The sequence below is a fragment of the Brumimicrobium sp. genome (assembly GCA_023957385.1).
In the GTDB taxonomy this organism is placed as follows: domain Bacteria; phylum Bacteroidota; class Bacteroidia; order Flavobacteriales_D; family Crocinitomicaceae; genus Brumimicrobium.
In genome coordinates this window covers 825,957-851,995 of sequence record JAMLGZ010000001.1, presented here as the reverse complement: position 1 = coordinate 851,995, position 26,039 = coordinate 825,957, and the positions used below count along the sequence as shown (strand labels likewise).

The following is a 26,039-nucleotide window of genomic DNA, read 5'->3' as shown; positions in this document are numbered from 1 at the left end:
GAAATTATTTTAAAAATAAATTGATTTATCTGTATGGATTTCATAAATAATCCTTAATATTGCACCCCAATTCATTAAGAAGATAAAAAATTATATATCATGGATTTAATTAAAGAAGTTCAAAACGAGTTTGTAACAGTTAACCAAGTTCCAGAATTTGGAGCAGGAGATACTATTGTCGTTTCATATAAAATTAGAGAAGGAGAGAAAGAGCGTATTCAGCAATTTCAAGGAGTAGTTATCCAAAGAAGAGGTTCTGGTGTTACAGAAACTTTTACTGTTCGTAAGACTTCAGGAGGTATTGGTGTAGAACGTATTTTCCCTGTTCACACTCCTTTCATCGATGAGATTAAAGTTTTAAAACACGGTTCAGTTAGAAGAGCTCGTATTTTCTACTTCCGTGATAGAACTGGAAAATCTGCAAGAATTAAAGAGAAAAGAAAATTCTAATCTCTCACAATATTATATGAAAATCGCTTTCTCTTTAGAAGGCGATTTTTTTTTGTTTTTAACTTTTCTTAGGAATTAAAATAATACGCTGAAATTTTTGGCACGAGATTCGCAATATGCTAAATAGTTTCATAAGTAGTAGTGTTAGTTTTTATAGAGAGGAAGACGCCTGTTTTCCTCTCTATTCTTTTACTTCTTCAATAACAGAAATCAATGTTTTACTTTTTGCCTCAGTTTCCATCCATTCATCTTCAATACGAGAATCTTTTGTAATACCACCACCTACGTATAAACCAAATCCTTCTTGTAATATCTGCATGCAACGAAGATTCACAAAAACAGAGAGCGAATCAGATTGTTTCATACCAATCAGACCCGTATAAAACTTACGCTCATGAGGCTCATAGGTTAAAATATAACGTTGAGCAATTTCTTTAGGGGTTCCACAAACAGCTGGGGTTGGATGCAATTCTTTTAGCAACTCGTTCCAATTTTGATAGGCAACCTTAAAACTAAATTTTGTTTTTAAATGATATACAGCCCCATTCTTTACAGTCTCTGTGGATGATTGTTTTATTTCAGGTTGCGCATACTTACTGATAATATCTCCAACATAACTAACTACATACTGATGCTCTTCCTCTTCTTTAACGGTCCAACGCCTCTCTTCCGTATCTTTTGTACCAGCAAGCGCAATTGTCCTCATTTCTTCCTCGTCTCCTTCTAACAAAATTTCAGGTGTCGCTCCCATCCAAGTCCCAAATTCAGTATCACTAATAAGATAAACTAATGCTTCTTGTTGATATTTAGATGCTAATACTCTCAATATATCTTCTAACTTATCAATTGTCCCTTCCTTAAATTTAATGCGAGAATAAATAGCCTTGCTTATCCCCACAGGTTCAAATCCAAATTTAAAGTGTTCTAATCCAAACAAATAAGATTTATCATTAACTATAAAGATATCATTCTTGGAACCAAGCGTCAATTCTTTTGAAGGAATACTTTCTATTTCTCCCGTCATTTCGAAATAATACACTTCATCTTTCGTAAATGAACTTACAAAGAAAGTGTCTTTAGGGAGTTCATCCAACGATGATCTTTTCCAATTACCTTGAAATATCTTTAATGTCTGATTTGGAAACTGATACGCTAAAATTCCCATACTTTATTTCCTTGGAATAATCATAACTGTCAAACGCCCCGTACAAATCAAAGAACCTGTTTCTTCATTTGTTAAATCAACTTGCCAAACATGTGTTCTTCTACCTGCATGAACAATCTTACCTACAGCCCTTACTATTCCCGATGTCATTCCTCCTATATGATTCGCATTAATCTCTAATCCTACTGGAACTTCCTTTTCCAAATCGATTAACAAAGTAGAGCCGATGGAGCCAATAGTCTCTATCAACGCAGCACTTGCGCCACCATGTAATAATTTCATGGGCTGATGTGTTTTTGAATTTACAGGCATTGTTGCGACAACATAATCCCTACCTAATTCTACACATTTAATCCCTAATGTTTCCATTAAAGTATCTTTTGCAAATGCATTAATCTGATCTAAACTTACTTGTTTTAACATATTCTTTTTTTAAAATCTACAATTCTCATTTAATAAAACAATCTAAAAGTCATTTTGTGCCCGATAAAAATAAGTACATTCGTGCAAAATAACGTAGAATGCTCCAAGAAAACGTAAATTTAAAAAATTACAACACCTTTGGCATAGATGTAATGACTCAGTATTTCACTTCTTTCCAAACAGAAGATGAATTAAAAGAGCTACTTTCCGAGCATAAAGATGAGAAATTACTCATCTTGGGAGGAGGAAGCAATGTGCTATTTTTAAAAGATTTTGATGGAATTATTTTACTTAACAGAATTCTAGGAATAAAAGTTATAAATGAAAATAATGATTCTGTCATAGTAGAAGCAGGTGCTGGTGAAATCTGGAATGAGTTTGTGCTTTATACTATTAGTCAAAATTGGGGTGGACTTGAAAATCTTTCTCTTATTCCTGGAAGAGTCGGTGCAAGTCCTATGCAAAACATCGGTGCATATGGTGTAGAAATAAAAGACACTTTTCATTCTCTCCAAGCGATCAATATTAAGACAGGAAATAAACGAGTGTTTACAAAGGAAGAATGTAAGTTTGGATATCGTGAAAGTGTATTCAAGAAGGATCTAAAGAACCAATATGTCATAATTTCTGTACAATACAAATTATCGAAGAATCCAAAAGTAAATACACAATATGGAGCCATTCAGGATGAATTAGACAGAAGAAAAATCCAATCTCCTACCATTAAAGATGTAAGCAATGCTGTTATTGCTATTCGACAATCTAAACTTCCTGATCCTAAAGAAATAGGAAATGGAGGTAGTTTTTTCAAAAATCCTGTAATTCCAATAGAATTATTCAAGAAGATACAAGATAAACACCCAACCGTCCCTTCATATCCGATTGATAAATCCAACATAAAAGTGCCTGCCGGATGGCTTATAGAACAATCTGGATGGAAAGGAAAGAAAATAGGAGCATGTGGAGTTCATAACAAACAAGCACTAGTTTTGGTAAATCATGGAGGCGCTACAGGAAAAGATATTTATGATTTATCAAGCAGCATAATAGCGGATATACAAACTAAATTCGGAATAACACTCGAACGAGAAGTAAATATAATTTAACTAAAACTTATTAACTATCATCCAGTTATTAAATCTATAAGAAAGATAGGGAAATAGTTAAAAATCATATATCTTTGCATCTGATTATTTAAGATTATAAGAAAAATAAAATATTTATGGCTAGAGACATTTTTGAAAAAATTAAAGCTGACAGAGGCCCCATCGGACAATATCAAAAAGGGGTTCACGGATATTTTACCTTCCCAAAACTAGAAGGAGAGATAGGTCGTAAAATGACATTCAGAGGAAAGGAATGTCTTGTATGGTCCGTAAATAACTATTTAGGATTAGCAAATCATCCAGAAGTTAGAAAGGCAGATGCAGATTCTGCTGCAAAATGGGGACTTGCATACCCAATGGGAGCAAGAATGATGACGGGTCAAACTAGTGAGCACGAGGCATTAGAAGACGAGATAGCTGACTTTATGCAAAAGGAAGACGCTATTCTTTTAAATTTTGGTTATCAAGGAATGGTTTCAGCTATTGATAGCCTAGTTGGAAGAAACGATGTTATCGTATATGATAGTGAATCCCACGCCTGCATATTAGATGGTATGAGATTACATGCTGGAAAACGCTTTGTATTCCAGCACAACGATATGGAGAGCTTTGATAAACAAATGGAAAGAGCTACAAAATTAGTAGCTGATACTGATGGTGGAATTTTGGTTATTACTGAAGGTGTTTTTGGTATGGCTGGAGATCAAGGTGACTTAAAAGGAATTGTTTCTTTTAGAAAATCAGGAAAATATAATTTTAGATTATTTGTTGATGACGCTCATGGATTTGGTACTGTTGGCGACAAAGGTATTGGAACTGCCATGGAGCAAGGAGTACATGATGAGATTGATGTCTTGTTTGGAACCTTTGCAAAATCAATGGCATCTATTGGTGGATTCATTTGTGCTAAAGAATATATTACTGATTATTTACGTTATAACATGCGTTCCCAAATGTTTGCTAAATCCTTACCTATGCCTATAGTTGTTGGGGCAAGAAAACGTTTAGAATTAATCAGAAAACATCCTGAGTTTAAAGATAATCTTTGGGAAATTGCTAATAATTTACAAAGCGGATTAAAGGCAGCCGGTTTTGATATTGGTCATACAAATACAGCTGTAACACCTGTATTTATGAAAGGTAATTTAGCTGAAGCTACCAATCTAACATTTGATTTGAGAGAAAATTATAATATCTTCTGTTCAATCGTTATCTATCCAGTTGTTCCAAAGGATGTAATTATGTTGAGATTAATCCCTACTGCTGTTCATACACTAGAGGATGTGAAATACACTATTGACACCTTTATTAAAGTGAAAGATAAACTTGACAAAGGAGAATACAAATCTGAGGAATTGGCTCATGTAGTAGTGGATAAATAATAGATTATTTACCAAGTTATTTAAAATCCCAGCAAGTTTGTTGGGATTTTTTTTTACTCTATTCCCAAGAATTTTTTCAAATCACGGACATCTTTCTTAGATGGCTTTCCTGTTCCATTATTGCGATAAACACTTTGCGCTATCTGATAAGTCTTATATTTTGTAATTTCCTCTTCTGGAGTTATATCCCTTAAATAATCTTCAACTAATTTAGCTCCTACCCTTTTGTCTAATATAGCCTTAATTTGATAGGAAAATATTGCATTATTCTTCACTATCTGTATGATATCACCCACATTTACTTCACGAGAAGGCTTAATTTCTTGTGCATTTAACTTAATCTTATTTTTTTGAATTAACTCAGTAGCTTGAGAACGTGTTTTACACAAACGAACTGCCCATACATATTTGTCAATACGAATTCCCATAGAGCGAAGATATAAAAATTAAGAACATGGATTTTGTCAGCTGTTCAAATTCTATTAGTTAAAAAGATATGTTATTTTTGCTCCAAATATGAATAAAATGAGAACTATTTCAAATGTTGATTTCAAAAATAAAAGAGCCTTAATCAGAGTTGATTTTAATGTGCCTATTGATGAACATGGAAATGTGACTGATAACACGCGTATCCGTGCTGCACTTCCCACTATTAAACATGTTTTAAGTAATGGAGGAAGCGTAATACTAATGTCACATCTTGGCCGGCCAAAAGATGCCCCAGACGCTAAATTCTCTCTCAGTCAGATTGTGAAAGAAGTATCCAGATTAATAGAGAAAGATATCATCTTCGTGGATGATTGTATTAGTGAAAGTGCATTTGAAATCACTAAAAATCTACAAAATGGTGAGATTGTTCTATTAGAGAACCTACGATTTTACGTAGAAGAAAAGAAAGGAAATGAAGATTTTGCAAAAAAACTAGCACAGCACGGTGATATCTATATCAATGATGCTTTTGGCACAGCTCATAGAGCGCATGCTAGCACAGCTATTATAGCAAAATACTTTCCCCATGATAAATATTTTGGTTTATTACTCGAGAATGAGATTCGAAGTATTGATGCCGTCCTAAAAACGCCGAAGCATCCTACAACTGCCATTATTGGAGGAGCAAAAGTGAGCTCAAAAATCAGTATTATCACTAAACTAATGGATTCAGTTGACAATATTATTATTGGTGGTGGAATGGCTTACACATTTATTAAAGCACAAGGAGGGAGTGTAGGAAACTCTTTGGTTGAAGATGATTTCTTAGATACGGCAAAAGAGATATTAGCACTTGCTAAAGCTAAGAATATTCAAATTTATTTACCTATTGACACACTTGTAGCTGATGCTTTTGACAATCATGCAAACACACAAGTATGTGCAATTAATGCCATACCTACAGGTTGGATGGGATTAGATATTGCCGTTGAAACAATACAAAAGTTTAGTCAAATAATTGAAAATTCCAATACTGTTTTATGGAATGGCCCAATGGGTGTTTTTGAGATGGAAACCTTTAAAAAAGGAACAGAGGCTATTGCTAATTCTTTAGTAAAAGCAACTAATAATGGAGCATTCACATTAGTTGGAGGAGGAGATTCAGTAGCTGCCATTAACGTACTCCATTTAGCAGATCAAGTAAGCTACGTTTCTACTGGTGGAGGTGCCATGTTGGAATATCTAGAAGGGATTGAATTACCTGGTATAAAGGCTATAAATGATTAAATCTATTTTAAAATAATCAAAAAGGGGTAGAATTAATTCTACCCCTTTTTGATTTAATATGCTTTTTATATCTTGTTAATATAAGACATTTAAATGTCCTACCCATTCGTGAATTTCGTCCGTTACTAGATTCTTAGCACGAATCTTCCATACATACGTTCCTTGCTTTACCAATTGGTGATTATATGTACCATCCCATCCAATAGATAAATCGTGAGACTCCCACACTTGTTCTCCCCATCGGTTGTATATCTCAATTGTAATATCATTAATATCTACCCCATCCATATATACATTCCAAACAGGATTAAATTCATTACCATCGGGCGTGAAAGTGTTTGGAGCATATATAATTACATCAGGGAAAATGCGAACAATGCCGTCAATTGTATCTTTACAACCATGTTCAGAAGTTGCAATCAGTTGGACATAATAATCACCTACCACATATTCAGGATACTGAACTTCAGGATCTATGTCTGTAGAATAATTTGGTGAAGCATCATCCATAAACCACTCATAGCTCACGCCATTTTTAGTCCCATTTTGAAAATGCACCTTGGTATCAAGGTTAGTCACCGGATTAGGATAATACGTAAAGTCTGCTACAGGTTTTGGATAGACTGTTAGCATATTCTTAACCGTAGCTGAATCTGTACATCCTTCATGAGTCACAATCTTAACAGTAACATCATAGTATCCAGCATTTACTAGTTTTACATCAATATTATCATTATTCATAAATGATTGTCCATCTGAAATGAACCAATAAGTTTCATCCAAAGAAGTCGCATCCGTTTCATTATACAATTCAAACACAGCTGGTTGACAAATAGCGGGATCTACTACACTTATTTTAATCTCAGGTATAATACCTACAATTACTTCTGATATAGAAACAAAAGGGCTGGATTCACAGCCATCCGTAATAGTAACAGAATAATTACCAGTTTCAACTGGTGAAACATCAATTGGATTGTTGTTACTTACAAAATTCCCATTTCTATCTATCCATGTATATGAATAGGGTGCCCCAATACCCCCACTAGGAAATGCTTCTATTTTCACCGTATCTCCAGGGCATATCGTCTGTGAAGGCGAACTTATTGCACTAATCGGCGCATACATGTCAACTTGAATGGTCTTTGTTTGAGATTTACATCCCTTCTCACTCTCAGCGTAAACTGTATAACCTGTTGCAGTTAGAGGGCTTACCATTTGATTAGGTCCTAAATCAGCAGTTTGATTCCAATGAAAATCTATATTCCCATATCCTTGGGCAGAAGCACTTAAACTAGCAGTTCCATTTTGACACACAATTGTATCATTTGATACTTGGATATAAATTTCATCGTAAATCACGATCATTGTATCAATACCTACTAGGTTACATGTATCATTTGTTTCTTTTAGAAATAATTGATATGTTCCAGGTGTGCTCATTGAGATTTGTGGATTTAAACTGGTATTATTAGGAGAAAAAACAATTGTTCCTGGTCCTGTATATGTCCATTTTATCGTATTAGTAGCACTTGTAACTGTTCCATTCAACTGTCCCATTTCTCCATTACAGACAACTATATCAGGGCCTGCATCTGGAGCAGGGGTTTGAGGTTTATCTGCGAACCACACTGACCCTGAAGAGAACAAGGTATCTCCACAGGCATTTATGGAATATGCAGAAATAATTAATTGTTCCAGTCCCTCATGAATTCCATCATCGTAAGGGATAATTGGTAAACATATCTCGGTTTGTCCAGGTGCAAACACAATACTATCACCTGGTGATAATTGTGCATAATCTAGCCCTTGAGTAGCAGTTCCTGATAATTGAAAATGAGTCACGAGTTCATCAGTTGCATCCGTAATTGCACGTGAAAAGCATACTTGTCCTTGGTCGCATCCTTCCACCAACACAGTATCCATAATAGTAGAGGTTAAATTGCTCACATTAATATCTACAGTAGAAGCGGATACAAAGGATCCAGCCTTTAAGAAAACTCCAGAATCTAATGCGGTATCTGTAACATTAGAAATAGCTAATTTAATGTGATAAACTTGACCACAAATAACTTTTACACCAGCAATCAATTCTTTTGTACTTCCATTATATCCAGAAAAAGGAGAACTAGACATATTATAGACAGAATTATATCCCGTTGTAAAGTAAATTGAATTAGCTTGCCAATTTGGATCTGCTTGCGAACAATTAGAAGGGCTATTAAACCCAGCATTTCCAGAATTTACAGTATTAATACCTACCGGAATATTATTTGAATTAGGTACGATAGCTATATTCTTGGAATTATTAGAATAAGGACCCGAAATACCTGGCCCTGAAATAAAGAAACCAAAAACATCATTAAAAGAAGAGCAAGTATAAGACGTATACTCAGAAGAAGTAAAGACATAACTAAAAGACAATGTATCTCCGGTTGGGATAAAATCGAATTCAATAATAACTCCATTTGTTGGTGTTTTATTCCCAGCAGGGTTGCCATAATTAGCTATTGAAAATAAATCAGGATCACCTGTTACAGTAGAGGCACTTGTTGAGGTCAGCAACACACCTTCAGAAAGAGGAAAAACAGAACCTCCGTATAGAAACTTTTTAACTGGATTTTGCAAGTTATTTGCTAAAGCGGTAGAACCATTATACTTGATATTGAAGGCGCTAACCCCGCCTCCTAAAAGTACATTCTCAACAGCCTGTTTAGGTGTGACATTAGGATTTGCAGCAGTTATTTGTTGGCCAAAAACAGGAGCAACAAAACAGATAAACAACCCAAATATTATTACATATAAACTTATTCTTTTCATTTGCATCATTAAATAATCCTTAACTTGTTCCTAGAAACTCATAACCAACATTATCTAAACGTTAACAACCGAAAATAGGTTGCTTTTACACTTATTTTTTTAAAAGTGCAATTGGTTACAAAGATAGTGTAAATGAATGAATTAGAAAAAAATATTTACAAATACTTAAAATTCATACCAGGATAATATGCAGTTTCTCCTAGTTCTTCTTCTATACGCAATAATTGATTATATTTTGCCATACGATCACTACGAGAAGCAGAACCTGTCTTTATTTGTCCGCAATTCAATGCCACAGCTAAATCTGCGATCGTACTGTCCTCTGTCTCACCACTTCTATGACTCATGACAGAATTCATTCCATTACGAGTTGCCATTTGAACAGCCTCAATAGTTTCTGTAAGTGTTCCAATCTGATTTACCTTTACTAAAATAGCATTAGCTGAATCCTCCTCAATTCCTCTAGCCAAACGCTTAGTATTGGTAACAAATAGATCATCTCCCACTAACTGAATCTTATCTCCAATTTTTTTTGTAAGTAATTTCCAACCCTTCCAATCGTCTTCTGCCATACCATCTTCAATAGATGCTATAGGATATTTCTTCACCCATTTCTCCCAATACGAAACCATTTCTTCAGAACTTAGTTTCTCACCTGTAGAACTCAAAATGTATTTACCGCTCTTCTTATCGTAAAATTCAGAACTAGCTGCGTCCATAGCAATCCAAACATCCTTTCCAGGTTTGTACCCAGCTTTTTGAATAGCTTCAATAACAACTTCAATAGCCTCTTCATTAGAACCCAGGTTAGGTGCAAATCCACCTTCATCTCCAACGTTAGTAGAGTGCCCTTTGTCATGTAGAACCTTCTTTAGATGATGAAAAATCTCCGTCCCCATCTGTAATCCTTCTGAAAAAGATTTTGCTCCAAAAGGCATTACCATAAATTCCTGAAAATCTATTTTATTATCAGCATGTGCCCCTCCATTTAAGATATTCATCATAGGAACAGGCATAGTGGTGGCGCCAACACCTCCTATATATTTAAATAAAGACAAGCCTGCTTCTTTAGCCGCTAATTTTGCAACTGCCAAAGAAACTCCTAAAATAGCGTTAGCTCCCAACCTTCCTTTATTTGGAGTTCCATCTAATTCTATCATCTTTAGGTCAATCGCCTTTTGGTCAAAAAGATACATTCCAACTATTGCATCACTGATTTCTGTATTCACATTTTCTACAGCCTTCAAAACACCTTTCCCCATGAATACTTTTTTATCTCCATCACGCAGCTCTACTGCCTCATGTACTCCAGTAGATGCTCCAGAAGGAACCGCAGCTCTTCCTCTCAACCCACTTGTTGAATATACATCCACTTCCACTGTTGGATTTCCTCTTGAATCCATAATTTGACGGGCAAATACTTCAGAAATATAACTCATAACAATCTATAATAAGGTTCTATTTATTCTTTTGCATTAATTCTAAAAACTCACTGATAAGATACAAGGAATCGTGTGGTCCTACTGCTCCTTCAGGATGATATTGAACGGAAAAAACAGGTCGATCCTTCAATGCTATTCCTGCTACTGTATTGTCATTTAAATGAGAATGTGTGATTTCAATATTTGAATTATCTTCTGCACTCACTCTATTTACAACAAAACTATGATTTTGACAAGTCATCTCTCCTTTCCCAGTTCGGTGATTGATAATTGGATGATTAACCCCTCTGTGACCATGAGGCATTTTCTCGATACTAACACCTTGACTCAAAGCGATTAATTGATGTCCTAGATTAATTCCAAAAACAGGTTTCTTAGTTTCAATAATATTCTTTACTAAATCAACAGCAGTTGGCATTGCGCTAGGGTCTCCAGGTCCAGCTGATAAAACAAAACCATCTGGAAGATAATTCAACATTTCTTCTAATTTAGAGTTCATCGGAAACACCTTTACTTCACAGTTATTCAAATTAAATCTATGAACAACTCCATTTTTTGAACCAAAATCAACCAGAGCAATCTTATAAAGCGCCTTATCAGTAAGTGATTTTGATATATATGACTCTTGCGTAGATACCCTACTAGCTAATTCCATTCCTTTCATTTTTGGAAAAGATTGCAATTCGGAAAGTAAACCTTCAATCGACACATTTTCTTCAGAAGAAATTACAGCATTCATCGAACCGTGATTGCAGATGTGTCTTACTAAAGCACGAGTATCTATATCACAAATTCCCATTTTATGATCATTTACAAAAAGCTCTTCTAAAGATAAGTTAGCCCTATCTCGAGAGGTAACCTCTGAAAATTTCTTCACAACAATCCCCGCACACTGTACATGATCTGAAGATGCATCCTCTGGCGTTGTACCGTAATTCCCAACATGAGAGGTACTCATCACTATAATTTGCCCTAAATTAGCAGGGTCCGTGAATACCTCCTGATATCCATCCATCGCAGTGTTAAATACGATTTCTCCAAAAGTTTTCCCAGTAACACCAACTGATTTTCCATGAAAAACAGTTCCATCTTCTAAAAGCAGAACAGCATCTAATCTTTCACTCATTATCTTTTTGTTTTGACAAAAATAACACTTTCAATTAGGCTTTCGCTCAAAAAAAACAAAATCTTACCCTTCTTTTATAAACAAGTTGTTAATTAATTTCTCGGTACGCTTTTAAACCATCTTGCAACCATTTCAAGAATTCTTTTGGATTGCTGTGATGCTGATAATCTGCAGAGCCATTAGAAAGGTTATTACCATTTCCATCTTGAAAGACATAGAACGGTTGAGCTGTTATCTCATATTCTGAAATTTGCTTAAAAGTCCACTTATCGCCGTAAGTTTTAATAAACTTTTTTCTTCCATTAGGAAATGTTGCTTCATATTGCTCGGATTTTGGTAACTCTACACGTTCATCCACATGTAAAGAAGCAATCACAACTGAATCTCTAAGAATATTTATAACACCTGGTTCTCCCCAAACGCTTTGCTCCATTTTTCGGCAGTTCACACAATTATGCCCTGTAAAATCAAGCATTAAAGGCTTCCCTATACTCTTAGAATAAGCCAAAGCCTTATCATAATCATTAAATGTCATAATATTCTGAGGCCCTAAATGCATCCCATCAATATACGTTGAAGTATGACTACTTTCCTTTTGCACACTAACTCCTGTATAACCCACTCCTAATGGAGATTCACTATAACTCATTGGTGGAGGAAATGCACTAATAATTTTTAACGGCGCACCCCAAAGTCCAGGAATCATATAAAATACAAATATGAGGACAAAGGTTCCAAACAACCCTCTACCTACCGAAAGATTTTCAACCTTACTATCGTGTGGGAAACGGATCCACCCAAATAAATAGAAAGCTAAAACTAAGAAGATTCCAATCCATATAGCTAAAAACAGCTCACGTTCTAATAAATGTGTTTGCAGTGCTAAGTCTGCATTCGAAAGGAATTTAAATGCAAGCGCTAACTCTAATAAACCTAGCACAACCTTTACAACATTTAACCATCCACCTGATTTTGGCAATGAATTCATCCAGCCTGGTATTGCAGCAAAAACGGCAAATGGCAATGCTAATGCTAAAGAAAAACCAAGCATCCCAATGATAGGAGCAACACCCCCTATTGTTGCCGCTTGAAACAACAAATACCCCACGATAGGACCTGTACAAGAAAAAGATACAATAGCCAAAGCAAGAGCCATAAAGAAAATACCTATGAATCCTCCTTTATCTGCTTTAGCATCTGCTTTATTAGCCCATGAGTTAGGTAAACGCAATTCAAATGCCCCCATAAAGGAAATGGCAAAAATTATGAGCACAAAGAAGAAAACAATATTAAACGTTGGATTCGTTGACATGTTATTTAATGCATCCACTCCAAAAATAGCTGTTATTAGAGTTCCTAATAAAATATAAATAACAATAATAGATATACCATATTTTATAGCATTACTAACCCCTTTAGCTTTAGTCTTACTAGTTTTAGTAAAATAACTAACTGTCATTGGAATCATTGGAAACACACAAGGAGTTATTAAAGCCAATAAACCACTTCCAAATGAAAGAAAAAACAATAACCATATAGGCATATTCGCTATATCATCTTTTGCCCCTTCCACATTCTTCTCAACTATCTTCGTAGAAACATTTTCTTGAATAACCATAGAATTTGTATCAATAGAGTCATTATCAATCTCAACATCACTTGCAGCTACGTCAGGAGAATTACTCTTTTCAATATTCTTGCCAGCATCCTCTGATGAACACCCTTTCACTTTCACTGTAAAAGACTCTTCATAGGGAAATAAACATTTTACAGAATCGCATGGTTGGAAACCAAAATCAAGTTTTAAATCAAAATCTTTCTCTGAGTTAACTCGAATTTTTTGTCGTAAAACTATCTTTCCTTCATGATAATCTAATTCCTCTCCTGCTACTGCATCAAATTTTCGAATAGGTTTTGGTTCTGTTGGTTTTCCGATTATTTTATAATTAGCCGATTTTTGCACATTAAACGTAGTTGCTATTCCAAAACTTTCCTCGGGTAAAACAAGCGCATTAATATGCCATCCTTTTTTAATTGAAAGAGTTGCAACAACAACAGCATCACATCCATTTTGTTCCACCGTGAATTTCCAATCTACCTGATCTTCGGGCATTTGCATTTGTGCATACCCAGTTAAACCCAAAAACAATACAACCAAAACACTCAACATATATCTCATCATAACAGTTCTATTTATATAATTCATATATCATTTGAAAACGCAACAAAATAAAATTTGTTCGAGCTTTGCATTTTATTAACAAATAAATCAAAAAAAAGTGTGAACAAAGCCCACACCTACAAAAATAATGATTCCAAAAAGATTAACGATGCTTAATCAAACATATTCTTGGATTCCTATAGAATAATCACTTCATGTATTCTGCCAATCGGAAGCCATATCCCTCCTTTCAGACAAATATATTTTAATCCGGTAGCCCAAACAGTAGTTTCTACCCTCTTTAAACCTTCATCATCCTCAAAAACTACAGCCACTTTCCCATGGTGTAGATTACCTAATTTGGTTGCCTCCATTAATTTACTCATAAGAGTTTCGGACTGTTTTATTTTAACAGTTTTTGAGAAATGTAACTGAGGAATCAATTCTTTCTCAATAAGTGTAGGTTTTACATTTACAGCTTCTGACATAATGTTATTTTTTTTGCAAAGGAAAATAAAAGATATTACTATTTTCTATCAAAACAAAAAAATTCTGATTTTTTTTATTCCACCTTCTTAATCGAAGTAGATTGAACGAGTATTCTGTAAAAAGGTTTCGCTTTTTTATTTGTTAATAAACATTCTATTTTTAAGGGTAGATATACATACATTTTCATTATTTTTGCAACATATTTTGAAAATCATGGAAGTAAAGAATCTTGCAGAAGCGACATTAGAAGATGCTCTTAATCTAGGATTAACGGCGGAGGAGTTTGAAAAAATAAAAGAAATATTAGGTCGTACACCTAATTTTACAGAGACAAGTGTATATGGAGTAATGTGGTCTGAACACTGTTCATACAAAAACTCTATACATTGGCTAAAGAAACTACCAAAAGAAGGCCCTCAAATGCTTGTGAAAGCTGGAGAAGAAAATGCTGGTATGGTTGACCTTGGTGACGGTATTGGTTGTGTTTTCAAAATCGAATCCCATAATCATCCTAGTGCTATTGAACCTTATCAAGGAGCTGCAACAGGTGTGGGAGGTATTAATCGTGATATCTTTACCATGGGGGCACGCCCAATTGGCCAATTAAATTCTTTACGTTTTGGAAATATTGATCTACCCAAGACAAAATGGTTAGTAAAAGGTGTAACAAAAGGAATTGGTGATTATGGAAATGCTTTTGGTGTACCAACTGTTGGTGGTGAAGTTTTCTTTGATGATTCTTACAATACAAATCCTCTAGTAAATGCGTTCTCTGCTGGAATTATAGATTCTAAAAAAGTTATTTCCGCAACTGCAAAAGGCCCTGGAAATCCTGTATATATTGTAGGTTCTGCTACAGGTAAAGATGGTATCGCAGGCGCTTCTTTTGCATCTAAAGATATAACAGAAGAATCAGCAAAAGATTTACCAGCCGTTCAGGTAGGAGACCCTTTCCAAGAGAAATTATTATTAGAAGCAACTTTGGAATTAGCCGAAACAGATGCGATTGTAGGAATGCAAGATATGGGGGCTGCTGGAATTACGTGTTCCTCTAGTGAAATGTCTGCCGCAGGAAATGTGGGTATGGACTTATGGTTAGATAGGGTGCCTACTCGTCAAAAGGATATGCTTCCATTTGAAATCCTCCTTTCTGAATCTCAAGAAAGAATGTTGGTTGTTATTGAGAAAGGAAAAGAACAAATTGTTAAAGATATATTCTCTAAATGGGATTTACATGCAGAAGAGATTGGTGTGGTAACTGATAGTGAGCATGTGAGATATTATTTCCACGGGGAACTTGTAGTAGATGCACCTGCCAAATCACTTGTACTTGGAGGCGGTGCTCCTGTATATATTCGGGAATATAAAGAACCTGACTATTACCAGGAATTCAAAAAATTTAATATAGACGATGTTAAACAACCTGACGACCTAAAAGAAGTAGCAAATTTCCTATTGAAACATCCGAATATTGCCTCTAAAAAATGGGTATATGAACAATATGATTCTATGGTAGGAGTAGGAACTATGACTACTAATAACCCAGCTGATGCAGGTGTTGTACAAATAAAGGGTACAAATAAAGCAGTAGCTATGACGGTTGATTGCAATTCTCGTTATGTACATGCAGACCCAAAACAAGGAACATCTATGGCTGTTGCTGAAGCTGCTAGAAATATTGTTTGCACCGGCGGTATTCCAAGTGCTATTTCTAATTGTCTTAACTTTGGAAACCCATACAATCCTGAATCATACTGGCAATTTGTAGGAGCTATTCAAGGCATGTCGGAAGCTTGTTTAAAGTTTGAAACTCCAGTTACGGGTGGAAACGTTTCTTTTTACAACCAATCCGTAATTGATGGGAAAGAAGATCCTGTATTCCCTACACCAACCATTGGAATGATTGGTGTTCTGAATGATAAAACCAAGATGATGACCTTAGATTTTAAAAATAAAGGGGATCTAATTTTTATTATCGGAAAAACAGTAGAGGACATTGCAAGTTCAGAGTATTTATATTCCTATCATGGAATTAAAGCATCTCCTGCTCCTTATTTTAACATAGAGGAAGAATACAAAATGCAGCAAGTCTTAAAAGAAATTATTCAAAGTGGATTAATTAATGCAGCACATGACTGTTCTGATGGGGGATTATTTGTTTCCTTAGTAGAAATGTCTATGCCTAGAGAACTCGGATTTGACATTGTAACTGATGCTGAAGTTCGAGAAGACTCATTCTTATTTGGAGAGGCAGCAGGTCGTGTAGTGGTTTCTGTTAGTGAAGATTACGAAGATGCTTTCTTAGAATACATGATGGATTCAGGTGTTGATTACACCTTATTAGGTCATGTAACTAAAGGTAAGATGGTTGTCGATGACGAGCATTTCGGGTTTATTCAAGAGGCAAAGAATGTGTATGACACTGCCCTAGGGAAGAAGATTACCGAATAATTCAAAAGGTATAATCCCCATTCTCTTTTACTTGGATACGAAGTGCTTTCTTGTCTCTTTGAAAGATATCATATCCTGTTTTTAAATTTTCCCAAAAGGAAATAAGATTTGGATTATCTGCATATCGATTCCTAAATGTAAGCATAATATTATCAGTCATTTGAAAAGGAAAGATATATATAGGAATTTGTGATTGTCCATTGTTTTTAGCATATGCCGCTAATAAATAAATTTCTTTTATCTTATCATCTGTCATTGGCAAACAACCAATAGTTACGCATCCACCGTGAATAAAGATATCACCCCCCAGTTTTGTGGCTACGCTCTTTCTTTTATCTGATAAATTGGGATAATTCAACCCTAAAGATAAATAGAAATTACTAACAGGATTAAAACGATTGATCAGATAAAATCCTTCTGGAACTTGACCATCTCCTTCTTTTCTCTTAGGGCCTAATTTACCCGATCTACTGCAGATTGCGTATGAAAATAATTTCTTATAATTTTCTTCTGATTTTCTTTTTCCATACACCTCTAATATGTCATCATCTTTATATGCTACAAAAAGTATGTGTAAATTATTAGGTTCTAGTCCCCATGTATTAAGTTTGTCTTTTAAAAGAATTTCTTTCTCTGTAATAGCTGTTCTTACTCTTGTATATTTCTTTTGTTCGGTAAGAAAGTCTATTTGGTTTACGAAAGAAAACAACAAACAACCTAGTAATAAAAAGATATATCTCATTGTATTCATATTAAAAAAAATCGGTATTCCAATAATGAAATACCGATTAGAAAGTTACATAAACTGTATTTAATACTTTACAATCTTAGTAGTCTTTTGTTGGTTTAACTTAACTGTATATACTCCGTTAGCAAATGCTTCCAAATCAATAGTTGCTGTTGTACCATTTACTTTAGTGCTATAAACCAATTCTCCTACAACAGAATATACTTCTATTAATGAGTTGTCTAGATTATCAGAGGTATTAACAGTAAATACACCAGTCGAAGGATTAGGATAAATTAGCCAAGCACTTTTGTCATAAGAAATAATATTTGAGGTTTGAGGAGTCTCATTAAGGTATAGAGTTGTCTCATAATCACCATCATCAGTCTTAATTCCAGAAATAATAATATCTATATCTCCATCTCCATCTATATCAGCACAAGCCATAGATGTACCACCTGCTCCTGAAGCCCCACCTAATCCAGTTCCTGCGACCATAGTATATTCCCCATCTCCATCATTCAAATACATATCTGTCTTCAAGACAGAAGTTCCCGGGTTATCACCCGTTCTGAAACCCGAAACAATTATATCTATATCTCCATCTCCATCAATATCTGCAAAATTAACAGCTGCACTACTCATACCTTCAAAAGCATTTGCCTTTGTAGTACTAAAACCATAATTTCCATTATTATAATACAATAAACTAAGCGTATCTCCTGTGTTTGAGATTCCTGTAAGGAAAACATCTGATATCCCATCACTATCTACATCCTCTACTGTAACGGAACTAGCAATTAAGTCAGGGAATGGCATTCCTGGCACATAAGTAAAGTTAACCAAACCTGTAGAAGAAAATTCATTTAGAAATAAAGCAGTTCCAGGTTCATTCATTGGATAAAGTCCTTTTATGCCCGTAATTATAATATCATTATCCCCATCATTATCTATATCAGCAATAGCAATATCACCATTTACTGCACTATACGTTATTAGTTCGCCATTATCATAGGTATCTAAAGAATAGGTGATGGATTGAAACATAGGTTGACTATTATTTAAATACCCATTTACATTGTTTCTATATACAGTTGTAAAATAGCTTGAATTATTATCTTCTCCACTCAAAATAACATCTATATAACCATCATTATCAAAATCCTCAAAAGCTATAACAACATCCATTAATGGATTGTAAATCCCAAGATTCGTAACTGACTCAAAGCCTAGGTAACCTAGTTCTGATTTGTTTAAATAAACCCTTGTAGGAAAATCAAAATACAACTCGTCTACACCTGCAATGATAACATCTAAGTCTCCATCATTATCAAAATCTACGAGTGCTACTGCACTTCTCTGCAAATTCTCAAAATTTGCATTTGCATATGGATAATAATTTCCAGCACCATCATTAAGGTATAAGATAGTGGATGGTATCCCATCGCTATCGGCTCCAGTTGTTACAACATCAGGAAACCCATCACCATTCAAATCCCCCATGGCTACACTACCAAATCCTACCCCTTGGAAGGCACTTGAACTTTCAGTAAAATTAACTTGTCCAAAGGAAAAAAATGAATAAAAAATGATCCCCAGAACTACTATAAAATGTACTCTTTTTTTCATAATATATGATTTAATATTTGTAATAGAATTATTCTTATTATTTACACAAATATATCTTTAAAAAACTTCTTACAAAATCATATTATATAAAATCCCCTATAATGGGGATAGAGAAATATTTAAATTTTTCCCCAATAAAATTAATATTTTACAATCTTATATGTTTGCTGATTATTCAGATTTAATATATATACACCCGCTGGATAATTAGATAAATCAATACATGTAGCATTGTTTACTATCTTAGCGCTAGTAATAGCTTCTCCCAACAATGAATACACCTCAATACTAGAATCATTTAAATAATCGGAGGTATGAATCATAAATACTCCATCTGTCGGATTTGGATATACTACCCATGTTGCACCTTCATAAGAAGTAATGCTTGACACTTGAGGAGTTTTATTATAATAGAGTGTAGTATAGCTATCAGTTGAATTATAATCATCAAATCCCGAAACAATAATATCAATATCTCCATCTCCATCTATATCCATCATACCTAGATTTCCAGTCCCAGCTCCTTGGAAATTAAGTCCAGGAACCTTAGTATAATTTCCACTTCCTCCATTTTTAAAATCATTTATATATAAAGTAGTTGTAATAATATCATCTCCATTGTTATCGGTTGCAAAACCTGAAACAATAATATCGATATCTCCATCTCCATCTATATCAGCTAAAGCCATGTCTCCATCAACTATTCCATCAAAATCACCAGCAGCCTTATCTTCAACAAAGTTGAACGGGCTTGATTGGTAATATAGACGTGTCTCTATTTCACCTATTTGATTTCTACCCGATAGAAATAAATCCAATCGCCCATCTCCATCTACATCTTCAGCCTTTGCTAAACTTATACTCATATCCATAAATGGAAGCCCTGTTATCTCTTCAAAGTTAAATCCTCCTCCTTCAGCTATCTTATTTTTGTACATTCTAGTTTTAGGATCAACCATATCATCACTATCAAATCCTACCACAAATAAGTCAATATCTCCATCTCCATCTATATCTTGTGCAATTAAACTACCTGCACATGCACCCATAGTTCCTGGAACCATTACAGCATTAGCAAAATTTCCAGAACCATCTCCCAATAAATACCATATAAAAACCCCTACTCCAATTTGATAACCTGAATAAACAATATCCATATTTCCATCGTTATTAAGATCTGCCCAAACAGTAGAACTCCTTAAAGCTGCAGGTCCGCCTGTAAACCCTCCTACAAATTGAAAATCAACAGTATTTGGGATATTTAGATTTTCATAATATTCCATGGTTAGGCCTGTATTCTCTTTTTCCCCGTTAAAAAGCACATCCAAACTACCGTCCCCATTAACATCTGTCAAGATTATAGTAACATCAACATATCCAACAAAAGGCTGATTACTAGATAAAATAAAATCGCCTTGACCATCATTCAGATAGATTTCAGTCAACATACTACCAGTATTATCAAATCCAGACATGATAATATCGGGAAATCCATCGTTATTCAAATCCCCCATTTGAAGATCACCACCAGATAATCCTTGAAAGACAGAAGTACTAGGCACAAAGGTGTACTGGGCATACGAATAGTACCCTGTTGATAATAGCAAAAGACTTATAAGTATTGTTTTCATAATTTTAATATTTTATTATACGTGTTGTTTCATGATTATTCAATTTCACGAGATAAACACCACTTGGGAAATTTTCCAAATTAATTTCAGCAGTACTTCCAAGAACATGGGTGCTATAAAGCAACTCTCCTATAGTGGAATATATCTCGATAGGAGTATTATCCATATTCTCAGCAGTATGAATAGTAAAAATTCCATCAGAAGGATTCGGATAGATTACCCATACACTTCCATCGTATGAGGTGACACTAGAAACTTGAGGCGTGTGATTTAAATATAAAGTAGTTAATGCATCTGTAGAACCGAATACATCAAATCCTGAGACAATTATATCAATATCTCCATCACCATCGATATCTGCCATACTTAAATTTCCATCACCAGCCCCATTAAATAGCACATTAGGTCCAGTAATTTTACTATAATACCCTGTTCCATCATTAATATGGAGTACCGTCACAATCGTGTCATTATTATTGTTGTCTTTAGTATATCCTGAAACTATGATATCAATATCACCATCTCCATCAATATCTGCGTATGCCATTACACCTCCCATAACATTTTCCAAATCATTTGACTTAGTGGTAGTGAAATTAAAGCCTCCATGATTGTAATACAAAGTAGTTTGAGGCATGTTGGCTCCATCTTCCCCCGAAATAAGAATATCAAAATCCCCATCATTATCGACATCTAATATGGCTGCTTCAGTTGACACTAATCCAGAGAAAGGGAGAACTACTGTTTCGTCAAAAGAAAAAACCCCTTGCTCTTCCAAAATGTTTGAGTATATCTTTGTAAGAGGTGTATAATTCATACCAGTTTCCCCTGTTACAAATATATCTATATCGCCATCATTATCCATATCAGCAAGTATAAGAGTTCCTTGCACTCCATCTAAAAGATCATTACTTAAATATTTTAATTTCTGTTCCGAATCAAAAATTCCACCCCCTAAACCTTTCTTAAAATAAATAAATGTACCTCCTTCTAGATATGAGAAACCTGTGTAAACAATATCAATAATTCCATCATTATCCATATCGGCATAGGCTGTAGAAGCACTAAAAACTTGATCTGATAACGATGAGAACCCAGAAGATTGAGTGAAATTCACTGTGCCTCCGCTACTATTATTCATATATAAAACAGCCCCTTCATTCACATCACTTCCATAAAAAGACACATCCAAATCTCCATCTCCATCTATATCTAATAACATTATAGACCCGTCGCTATATGCGTCAAAAGGTTGAACAGGAGATGGGGAGAACATCCCTCCCCCTTGATTTAAGTATAATAATGTAATAGGCTGAAAAGAATTATCTGTTCCACAAATTAATATATCCGGAAGATTATCATCATTCAAATCTCCTACTTGGATGTCACCCCCACTAACCCCCTTAAAAGGCACAGTACTAGGAATAAACGAGTATTGACAAAGACCAAAAGAACTAAGGTTTAACATCAAAGTTGCTAATAAAATTTTCAAATTTCTCATTGTATTCTTCTTATAAGATTAAAAAACATTCAGTTTAAAATAAAAAAAGTGTATTTATATTGAAGATAACCTCTCAACAAAATATTCGATAAAATAATTTTATCGAAAGTCATAGTAGTAAAATTAGCTCTCCTTAATAAATTATGCGAAAGGTAGTTACTTTTTATTTTATGTGCAATTTTTTTTTTTAATTTTACGGAATATTTATGTCTATGAAAAAAATTTTTCTTACCTATATTATTCTTGCAATAAGCATCCCTCTAATATGGGCATCTCAAAATCCAATTGATTCTTTAAAGACATTACTTTCTAAAGCACAAGATGACACCAACAAAGTAAACCTACTCAACCAATTAGCTCACCAACTACATACAAATAATCAAATCAAATCAGGACTCAACTATTTAAATCAATCAATTCGTTTAGGAAAAAGTTTGGATTTTAAGAAAGGAGTCTCCACCGCATACAATACAATGGGAGCCATCTATTATTCTGAAGGAAATTATTTTGAAGCACTTACTAATTTTAACAAATCCATGGCCATTAATATGGAATTAGGTGACAGCGCTCAAGTAGGGAAAAATTTAAATAATATTGGCGTTATATTTCGAGTACAAAACAATCTCCCTGAAGCAGTCTCCACTTATTTCAGAGCCTTATCTATTTATAAGGTATTGGGTGACAAAAAAATGATTGCTATTATATATAATAATCTTGGTATAATTTATCGTGATCAAGCCAATATTGATAAAGCTCTAGAATATTACAACGAAGCTTTAGCTATTTTTAAAGAATTGGATGATAAACAATATATAGGTAAAATTCTTAATAACGTAGGGAATCTGTATCGAACTCAAAATGAGAATGATAAAGCTATTGAACAATTCTTTAATGCAATTGCAATTAATGAGCAGATAAAAGACTATACAAGCATTGGATTCAACTATAATAATTTAGGTATAGTTTACTCTAAACTAAAGGATTATCATTTATCAGCGAAGTATTATCGAATGGCTATATATTATTTTAAAATGTTTAATGATTCCCGTAATCTTTCTATGATCTATAATAATATTGGTGAATCATATTTTAATACTAAACAATATAATCTGGCTGATCTCTACTTAGATTCTGCTTATACATTCGCTCAAAAATCAGGAAACTACTCCAACATGAGAGATAACTATCAAGTAAAATACAGATTAGATAGTGTGCGCGCTGACTACCATTCAGCCTTAATAAATTACCAGCAGTATATCCTCTATCGAGATAAAAATCTCAATGAGGAAAACACAAAACAGATAGTGGCTTCCCAAATGAACTACCAATTCCAACAACAAATCTCGGAAGAAAAAGCAAAACAAGCCAAATTAGATGCCGTCGCCGAAGTAGAGAAGAAAAGGCAACAAATGATAAAGTATATGCTTATTGCAGGGTTCCTTTTGGCTATTGTCTTTGCTATCCTGATTTTCAAGAACTATAGAAAACAGAAAGAGGTCAACTTCATCATCTCTAGGCAAAAGAAAGATGTAGAAGAAAAGAACATTCTCATTGAACAACAGAAAAACTTAGTTGAGCAAAAAAATAAAGATATTACTGACAGTATCCACTACGCTTCCCGTATTCAACAAGCACTCCTATCAACTGAAGAAATCATGAAAAGCCAATTTCAGGATTCATTTGTTTTTTTCAAACCCAGAGATATAGTTTCGGGAGATTTCTACTGGACATACAATAATGGAGACAAAACATTCCTAGCATGTTGTGATTGTACAGGACACGGAGTTCCAGGTGCATTTATGTCATTATTAAACATATCCCTACTCAACGAATCTATTATTGAACGTAAGATAGAAAGACCCGATATGATATTCAACAATATCAGAGAAGGAATCATTAACGCTCTGAATCCTAAAGGGAGTCGTATAGAAAGTAAAGACGGGATGGATGCTACTTTATTAGCAATTGATAAGAAATCAAATACTATTCAATTTGCATGTGCAAACAACCCTATCTGGATTATAAAACAAAATGGAGATCTTATTGAAATCAAGCCTGATAAAATGCCTATTGGAGTTCATTTTGGCACAAATTTACCATTTACTCTTCACCAAGAAGAATTGCAAAAAGGTGATACTATCTATCTTTTCAGCGATGGATATGCAGATCAATTTGGTGGCCCTAACAACAAAAAGTTCAAATACAATCAGCTTAAAGAACTTTTTATAGAGAATATTTCAAAATCAATGGGAGAACAACATATAATTATTGAAAACACCTTCAATCAATGGAAAGGCATAGAAGAGCAAATTGACGATGTTTGCGTAATAGGAATTAGAATATAACTCAGCTGCTTCATCCATTCTACAATTTTTACGTTTCTTCTTAGCAATTAAAAAAAAACTAAATTTTCTTGTGTATTATTATTGTATTACGTATTTTAGTATCATGTTATAAACTGATCTAAAATGAAAAAACTAATAATTGCATTATTTGCACTAACAACAATTTTAATGTTTTCTTGTAAAAAAGAAACAGCTGACAATGTAAACCAAGATAAAATCTGGACAGAATATTACCTAGAATACAACAACGCAACTGGAATAACTTCTGCCCGAGCTGTATTTAAGTTTAGTAATGCAACAGGAACTCTCCTTGAACTAACTGATTCAGCAAGTATCAAATTCAACGGAGATGCATTAACATATAATGCAATTCTAGGATATTATGAAAAACAATATCCAAGCTATGTTCAAAGCGGAAGTTTTACATACAAGGATTTAGATCATAATACTTTTATAAATAATATAAGTATGTGTGATACATCCAATATTCCTGTTATTGATACAATCACAAAAGCTAATCCATATACTTTTACCTGGACGGGTTCTGCTCTAGGAAATAATGAAAGAATTAACGTTTGGATTAATTCGAATATAGAAGGAGATGCAAGATTATTTACTACTGCCAACGTGGGTGCTACAAATATTATTTTCCCTGCTAACCAGATTTCTCAGTTAGGCGTAGGACCTTATGGAACTATTGTAATGGAGAGAGTATGGCAACCTGCAACTCAACAAACTACCAGTGCAGGAGGTATAATGTCTAGCAAATATATTCCTAAAAAAAGGACGGGTATTTTTATCCAATAAGAAAGATTCTAACAGTAAAAGGCTCCTTTCGAGGAGCCTTTTTCATTTATACAAAATCAAACTAATCTCTCATTACCTGAGTTTAAATGAATACTCATTTTACGAATAGCCACACATAATCAATGAAATACATTATTTTTTTGCTATCTTATTCAACATTTTTTATCTTCGGAAAAAATACAATGAAAAAAGAACCGCAACATCCAGGAGTATATATACAACCCCCGATTTTTGGTATAGTTATCTTTCTAATTTCTGCCATCTTATATAATGTTCTCCCTATAGAACTAATTAATTTAGACACTATACCCATGCAATTAATTGGGTGGTCTTTTATGATTCTTGCATTCTTTGTGGGAGGATTAGGAATTCGTATCTTCTGGATAGGTAAAACAACTGTTGAAACCTTTAAGTCAGCTTCCTCGCTTCAAACTACAGGCATATATTCGTTAACAAGGAATCCGATGTATATAGGCTTGTTAGCAGGATATCTAGCCTTTGCTATTTTATTGGGAAATTGGTGGACTATCATCTCAACCCCTATCTTTTTTGCTATACTCCATTTTTATGTAATTCCACGTGAAGAACACTATTTAAGTTATAGGTTTGGAAAAGAATATATCACATACACAAACCAAGTAAAACGTTGGTTTGGGAAACGATAAAGA

The 26,039-nt window shown here is 34.2% G+C and carries 20 protein-coding genes; 8 read left to right on the top strand and 12 right to left on the bottom strand.

The window, feature by feature from the left end; translation table 11 throughout:
- Positions 1-99: 99 nt before the first annotated feature.
- Positions 100-450, top strand: coding sequence for a 50S ribosomal protein L19 (rplS, locus tag M9897_03700; protein ID MCO5267983.1), 351 nt, complete (start codon positions 100-102; stop codon positions 448-450).
- A 181-nt stretch (positions 451-631) separates the two neighbouring features.
- On the opposite strand, the gene M9897_03695 is transcribed toward rplS, so the two are convergent.
- Together M9897_03695 and M9897_03690 are read right to left on the bottom strand one after the other, a co-directional pair.
- Complete coding sequence (locus M9897_03695) at positions 632-1,615, bottom strand: chorismate-binding protein (protein ID MCO5267982.1); 984 nt, start codon at positions 1,613-1,615, stop codon at positions 632-634.
- A gap of 3 nt (positions 1,616-1,618) precedes the next feature.
- On the bottom strand, positions 1,619-2,038 hold the full coding sequence (locus tag M9897_03690; protein MCO5267981.1) for a PaaI family thioesterase: 420 nt from the start codon (positions 2,036-2,038) through the stop codon (positions 1,619-1,621).
- 98 nt (positions 2,039-2,136) lie between these two features.
- Between M9897_03690 and murB the strand changes: the two genes are divergently transcribed.
- Both murB and M9897_03680 read left to right on the top strand, forming a co-directional pair.
- Entirely contained in the window at positions 2,137-3,144 is a 1,008-nt protein-coding gene (gene murB / locus M9897_03685; protein ID MCO5267980.1) for a UDP-N-acetylmuramate dehydrogenase, read from the top strand.
- 116 nt (positions 3,145-3,260) lie between these two features.
- Entirely contained in the window at positions 3,261-4,526 is a 1,266-nt protein-coding gene (locus M9897_03680; protein ID MCO5267979.1) for an aminotransferase class I/II-fold pyridoxal phosphate-dependent enzyme, read from the top strand.
- A gap of 53 nt (positions 4,527-4,579) precedes the next feature.
- On the opposite strand, the gene M9897_03675 is transcribed toward M9897_03680, so the two are convergent.
- Complete coding sequence (locus M9897_03675; protein MCO5267978.1) at positions 4,580-4,954, bottom strand: S4 domain-containing protein; 375 nt, start codon at positions 4,952-4,954, stop codon at positions 4,580-4,582.
- A gap of 97 nt (positions 4,955-5,051) precedes the next feature.
- Here M9897_03675 and M9897_03670 point away from each other — a divergent pair, with 97 nt between their 5' ends.
- The gene (locus M9897_03670; GenBank protein ID MCO5267977.1) at positions 5,052-6,242 is read left to right on the top strand and encodes a phosphoglycerate kinase; all 1,191 of its coding nucleotides are present in this window, start codon (positions 5,052-5,054) and stop codon (positions 6,240-6,242) included.
- Positions 6,243-6,317: 75 nt separating this feature from the next.
- Here the strand turns inward: M9897_03670 and M9897_03665 are convergent, their stop codons facing one another.
- The 5 genes from M9897_03665 to M9897_03645 form a co-directional block, all read right to left on the bottom strand.
- The gene (locus M9897_03665; GenBank protein ID MCO5267976.1) at positions 6,318-9,062 is read right to left on the bottom strand and encodes a choice-of-anchor L domain-containing protein; all 2,745 of its coding nucleotides are present in this window, start codon (positions 9,060-9,062) and stop codon (positions 6,318-6,320) included.
- Between the two features lie 155 nt (positions 9,063-9,217).
- Complete coding sequence (gene eno / locus M9897_03660; GenBank protein MCO5267975.1) at positions 9,218-10,501, bottom strand: phosphopyruvate hydratase; 1,284 nt, start codon at positions 10,499-10,501, stop codon at positions 9,218-9,220.
- A 19-nt stretch (positions 10,502-10,520) separates the two neighbouring features.
- Entirely contained in the window at positions 10,521-11,630 is a 1,110-nt protein-coding gene (carA, locus tag M9897_03655; protein MCO5267974.1) for a glutamine-hydrolyzing carbamoyl-phosphate synthase small subunit, read from the bottom strand.
- Between the two features lie 88 nt (positions 11,631-11,718).
- Positions 11,719-13,800 (bottom strand): thioredoxin family protein, encoded by a 2,082-nt coding sequence (locus M9897_03650; protein MCO5267973.1) that lies wholly within the window; start codon positions 13,798-13,800, stop codon positions 11,719-11,721.
- A gap of 188 nt (positions 13,801-13,988) precedes the next feature.
- Positions 13,989-14,279, bottom strand: coding sequence for a hypothetical protein (locus M9897_03645; protein MCO5267972.1), 291 nt, complete (start codon positions 14,277-14,279; stop codon positions 13,989-13,991).
- A gap of 214 nt (positions 14,280-14,493) precedes the next feature.
- Between M9897_03645 and purL the strand changes: the two genes are divergently transcribed.
- The gene (purL, locus tag M9897_03640) at positions 14,494-16,731 is read left to right on the top strand and encodes a phosphoribosylformylglycinamidine synthase subunit PurL (GenBank protein ID MCO5267971.1); all 2,238 of its coding nucleotides are present in this window, start codon (positions 14,494-14,496) and stop codon (positions 16,729-16,731) included.
- 1 nt (position 16,732) lies between these two features.
- Here the strand turns inward: purL and M9897_03635 are convergent, their stop codons facing one another.
- The 4 genes from M9897_03635 to M9897_03620 all read right to left on the bottom strand — a co-directional run bounded on the left by M9897_03635 (position 16,733) and on the right by M9897_03620 (position 22,219).
- Positions 16,733-17,473, bottom strand: coding sequence for a L,D-transpeptidase family protein (locus M9897_03635; protein MCO5267970.1), 741 nt, complete (start codon positions 17,471-17,473; stop codon positions 16,733-16,735).
- A gap of 69 nt (positions 17,474-17,542) precedes the next feature.
- Positions 17,543-19,087, bottom strand: a complete 1,545-nt coding sequence (locus M9897_03630) for a T9SS type A sorting domain-containing protein (GenBank protein MCO5267969.1) — start codon at positions 19,085-19,087, stop codon at positions 17,543-17,545.
- 140 nt (positions 19,088-19,227) lie between these two features.
- On the bottom strand, positions 19,228-20,718 hold the full coding sequence (locus M9897_03625) for a T9SS type A sorting domain-containing protein (protein ID MCO5267968.1): 1,491 nt from the start codon (positions 20,716-20,718) through the stop codon (positions 19,228-19,230).
- A gap of 4 nt (positions 20,719-20,722) precedes the next feature.
- Positions 20,723-22,219, bottom strand: coding sequence for a T9SS type A sorting domain-containing protein (locus tag M9897_03620; GenBank protein ID MCO5267967.1), 1,497 nt, complete (start codon positions 22,217-22,219; stop codon positions 20,723-20,725).
- Positions 22,220-22,431: 212 nt separating this feature from the next.
- On the opposite strand from M9897_03620, the gene M9897_03615 reads away from it, so the two are divergent.
- The 3 genes from M9897_03615 (at position 22,432) to M9897_03605 (ending at position 26,036) form a co-directional block, all read left to right on the top strand.
- Positions 22,432-24,564: a tetratricopeptide repeat protein gene (locus M9897_03615; GenBank protein ID MCO5267966.1), complete on the top strand. Its 2,133-nt coding sequence runs from the start codon at positions 22,432-22,434 to the stop codon at positions 24,562-24,564.
- A 123-nt stretch (positions 24,565-24,687) separates the two neighbouring features.
- Positions 24,688-25,371, top strand: coding sequence for a hypothetical protein (locus tag M9897_03610; protein MCO5267965.1), 684 nt, complete (start codon positions 24,688-24,690; stop codon positions 25,369-25,371).
- A 182-nt stretch (positions 25,372-25,553) separates the two neighbouring features.
- Positions 25,554-26,036 carry an isoprenylcysteine carboxylmethyltransferase family protein gene (locus M9897_03605; protein MCO5267964.1) on the top strand — a complete coding sequence of 161 codons (483 nt, stop codon included), beginning with the start codon at positions 25,554-25,556 and terminating at the stop codon, positions 26,034-26,036.
- Positions 26,037-26,039 lie beyond the last annotated feature (3 nt).

Excerpts from the sequence above, each read along its gene's own strand:
- rplS (MCO5267983.1), top strand. The coding sequence starts at position 100 with ATGGATTTAATTAAAGAAGTTCAAAACGAGTTTGTAACAGTTAACCAA.
- M9897_03695 (MCO5267982.1), bottom strand. The coding sequence starts at position 1,615 with ATGGGAATTTTAGCGTATCAGTTTCCAAATCAGACATTAAAGATATTT.
- M9897_03690 (MCO5267981.1), bottom strand. The coding sequence starts at position 2,038 with ATGTTAAAACAAGTAAGTTTAGATCAGATTAATGCATTTGCAAAAGAT.
- murB (MCO5267980.1), top strand. The coding sequence starts at position 2,137 with ATGCTCCAAGAAAACGTAAATTTAAAAAATTACAACACCTTTGGCATA.
- M9897_03680 (MCO5267979.1), top strand. The coding sequence starts at position 3,261 with ATGGCTAGAGACATTTTTGAAAAAATTAAAGCTGACAGAGGCCCCATC.
- M9897_03675 (MCO5267978.1), bottom strand. The coding sequence starts at position 4,954 with ATGGGAATTCGTATTGACAAATATGTATGGGCAGTTCGTTTGTGTAAA.
- M9897_03670 (MCO5267977.1), top strand. The coding sequence starts at position 5,052 with ATGAGAACTATTTCAAATGTTGATTTCAAAAATAAAAGAGCCTTAATC.
- M9897_03665 (MCO5267976.1), bottom strand. The coding sequence starts at position 9,062 with ATGAAAAGAATAAGTTTATATGTAATAATATTTGGGTTGTTTATCTGT.
- eno (MCO5267975.1), bottom strand. The coding sequence starts at position 10,501 with ATGAGTTATATTTCTGAAGTATTTGCCCGTCAAATTATGGATTCAAGA.
- carA (MCO5267974.1), bottom strand. The coding sequence starts at position 11,630 with ATGAGTGAAAGATTAGATGCTGTTCTGCTTTTAGAAGATGGAACTGTT.
- M9897_03650 (MCO5267973.1), bottom strand. The coding sequence starts at position 13,800 with ATGTTGAGTGTTTTGGTTGTATTGTTTTTGGGTTTAACTGGGTATGCA.
- M9897_03645 (MCO5267972.1), bottom strand. The coding sequence starts at position 14,279 with ATGTCAGAAGCTGTAAATGTAAAACCTACACTTATTGAGAAAGAATTG.
- purL (MCO5267971.1), top strand. The coding sequence starts at position 14,494 with ATGGAAGTAAAGAATCTTGCAGAAGCGACATTAGAAGATGCTCTTAAT.
- M9897_03635 (MCO5267970.1), bottom strand. The coding sequence starts at position 17,473 with ATGAGATATATCTTTTTATTACTAGGTTGTTTGTTGTTTTCTTTCGTA.
- M9897_03630 (MCO5267969.1), bottom strand. The coding sequence starts at position 19,087 with ATGAAAAAAAGAGTACATTTTATAGTAGTTCTGGGGATCATTTTTTAT.
- M9897_03625 (MCO5267968.1), bottom strand. The coding sequence starts at position 20,718 with ATGAAAACAATACTTATAAGTCTTTTGCTATTATCAACAGGGTACTAT.
- M9897_03620 (MCO5267967.1), bottom strand. The coding sequence starts at position 22,219 with ATGAGAAATTTGAAAATTTTATTAGCAACTTTGATGTTAAACCTTAGT.
- M9897_03615 (MCO5267966.1), top strand. The coding sequence starts at position 22,432 with ATGAAAAAAATTTTTCTTACCTATATTATTCTTGCAATAAGCATCCCT.
- M9897_03610 (MCO5267965.1), top strand. The coding sequence starts at position 24,688 with ATGAAAAAACTAATAATTGCATTATTTGCACTAACAACAATTTTAATG.
- M9897_03605 (MCO5267964.1), top strand. The coding sequence starts at position 25,554 with ATGAAAAAAGAACCGCAACATCCAGGAGTATATATACAACCCCCGATT.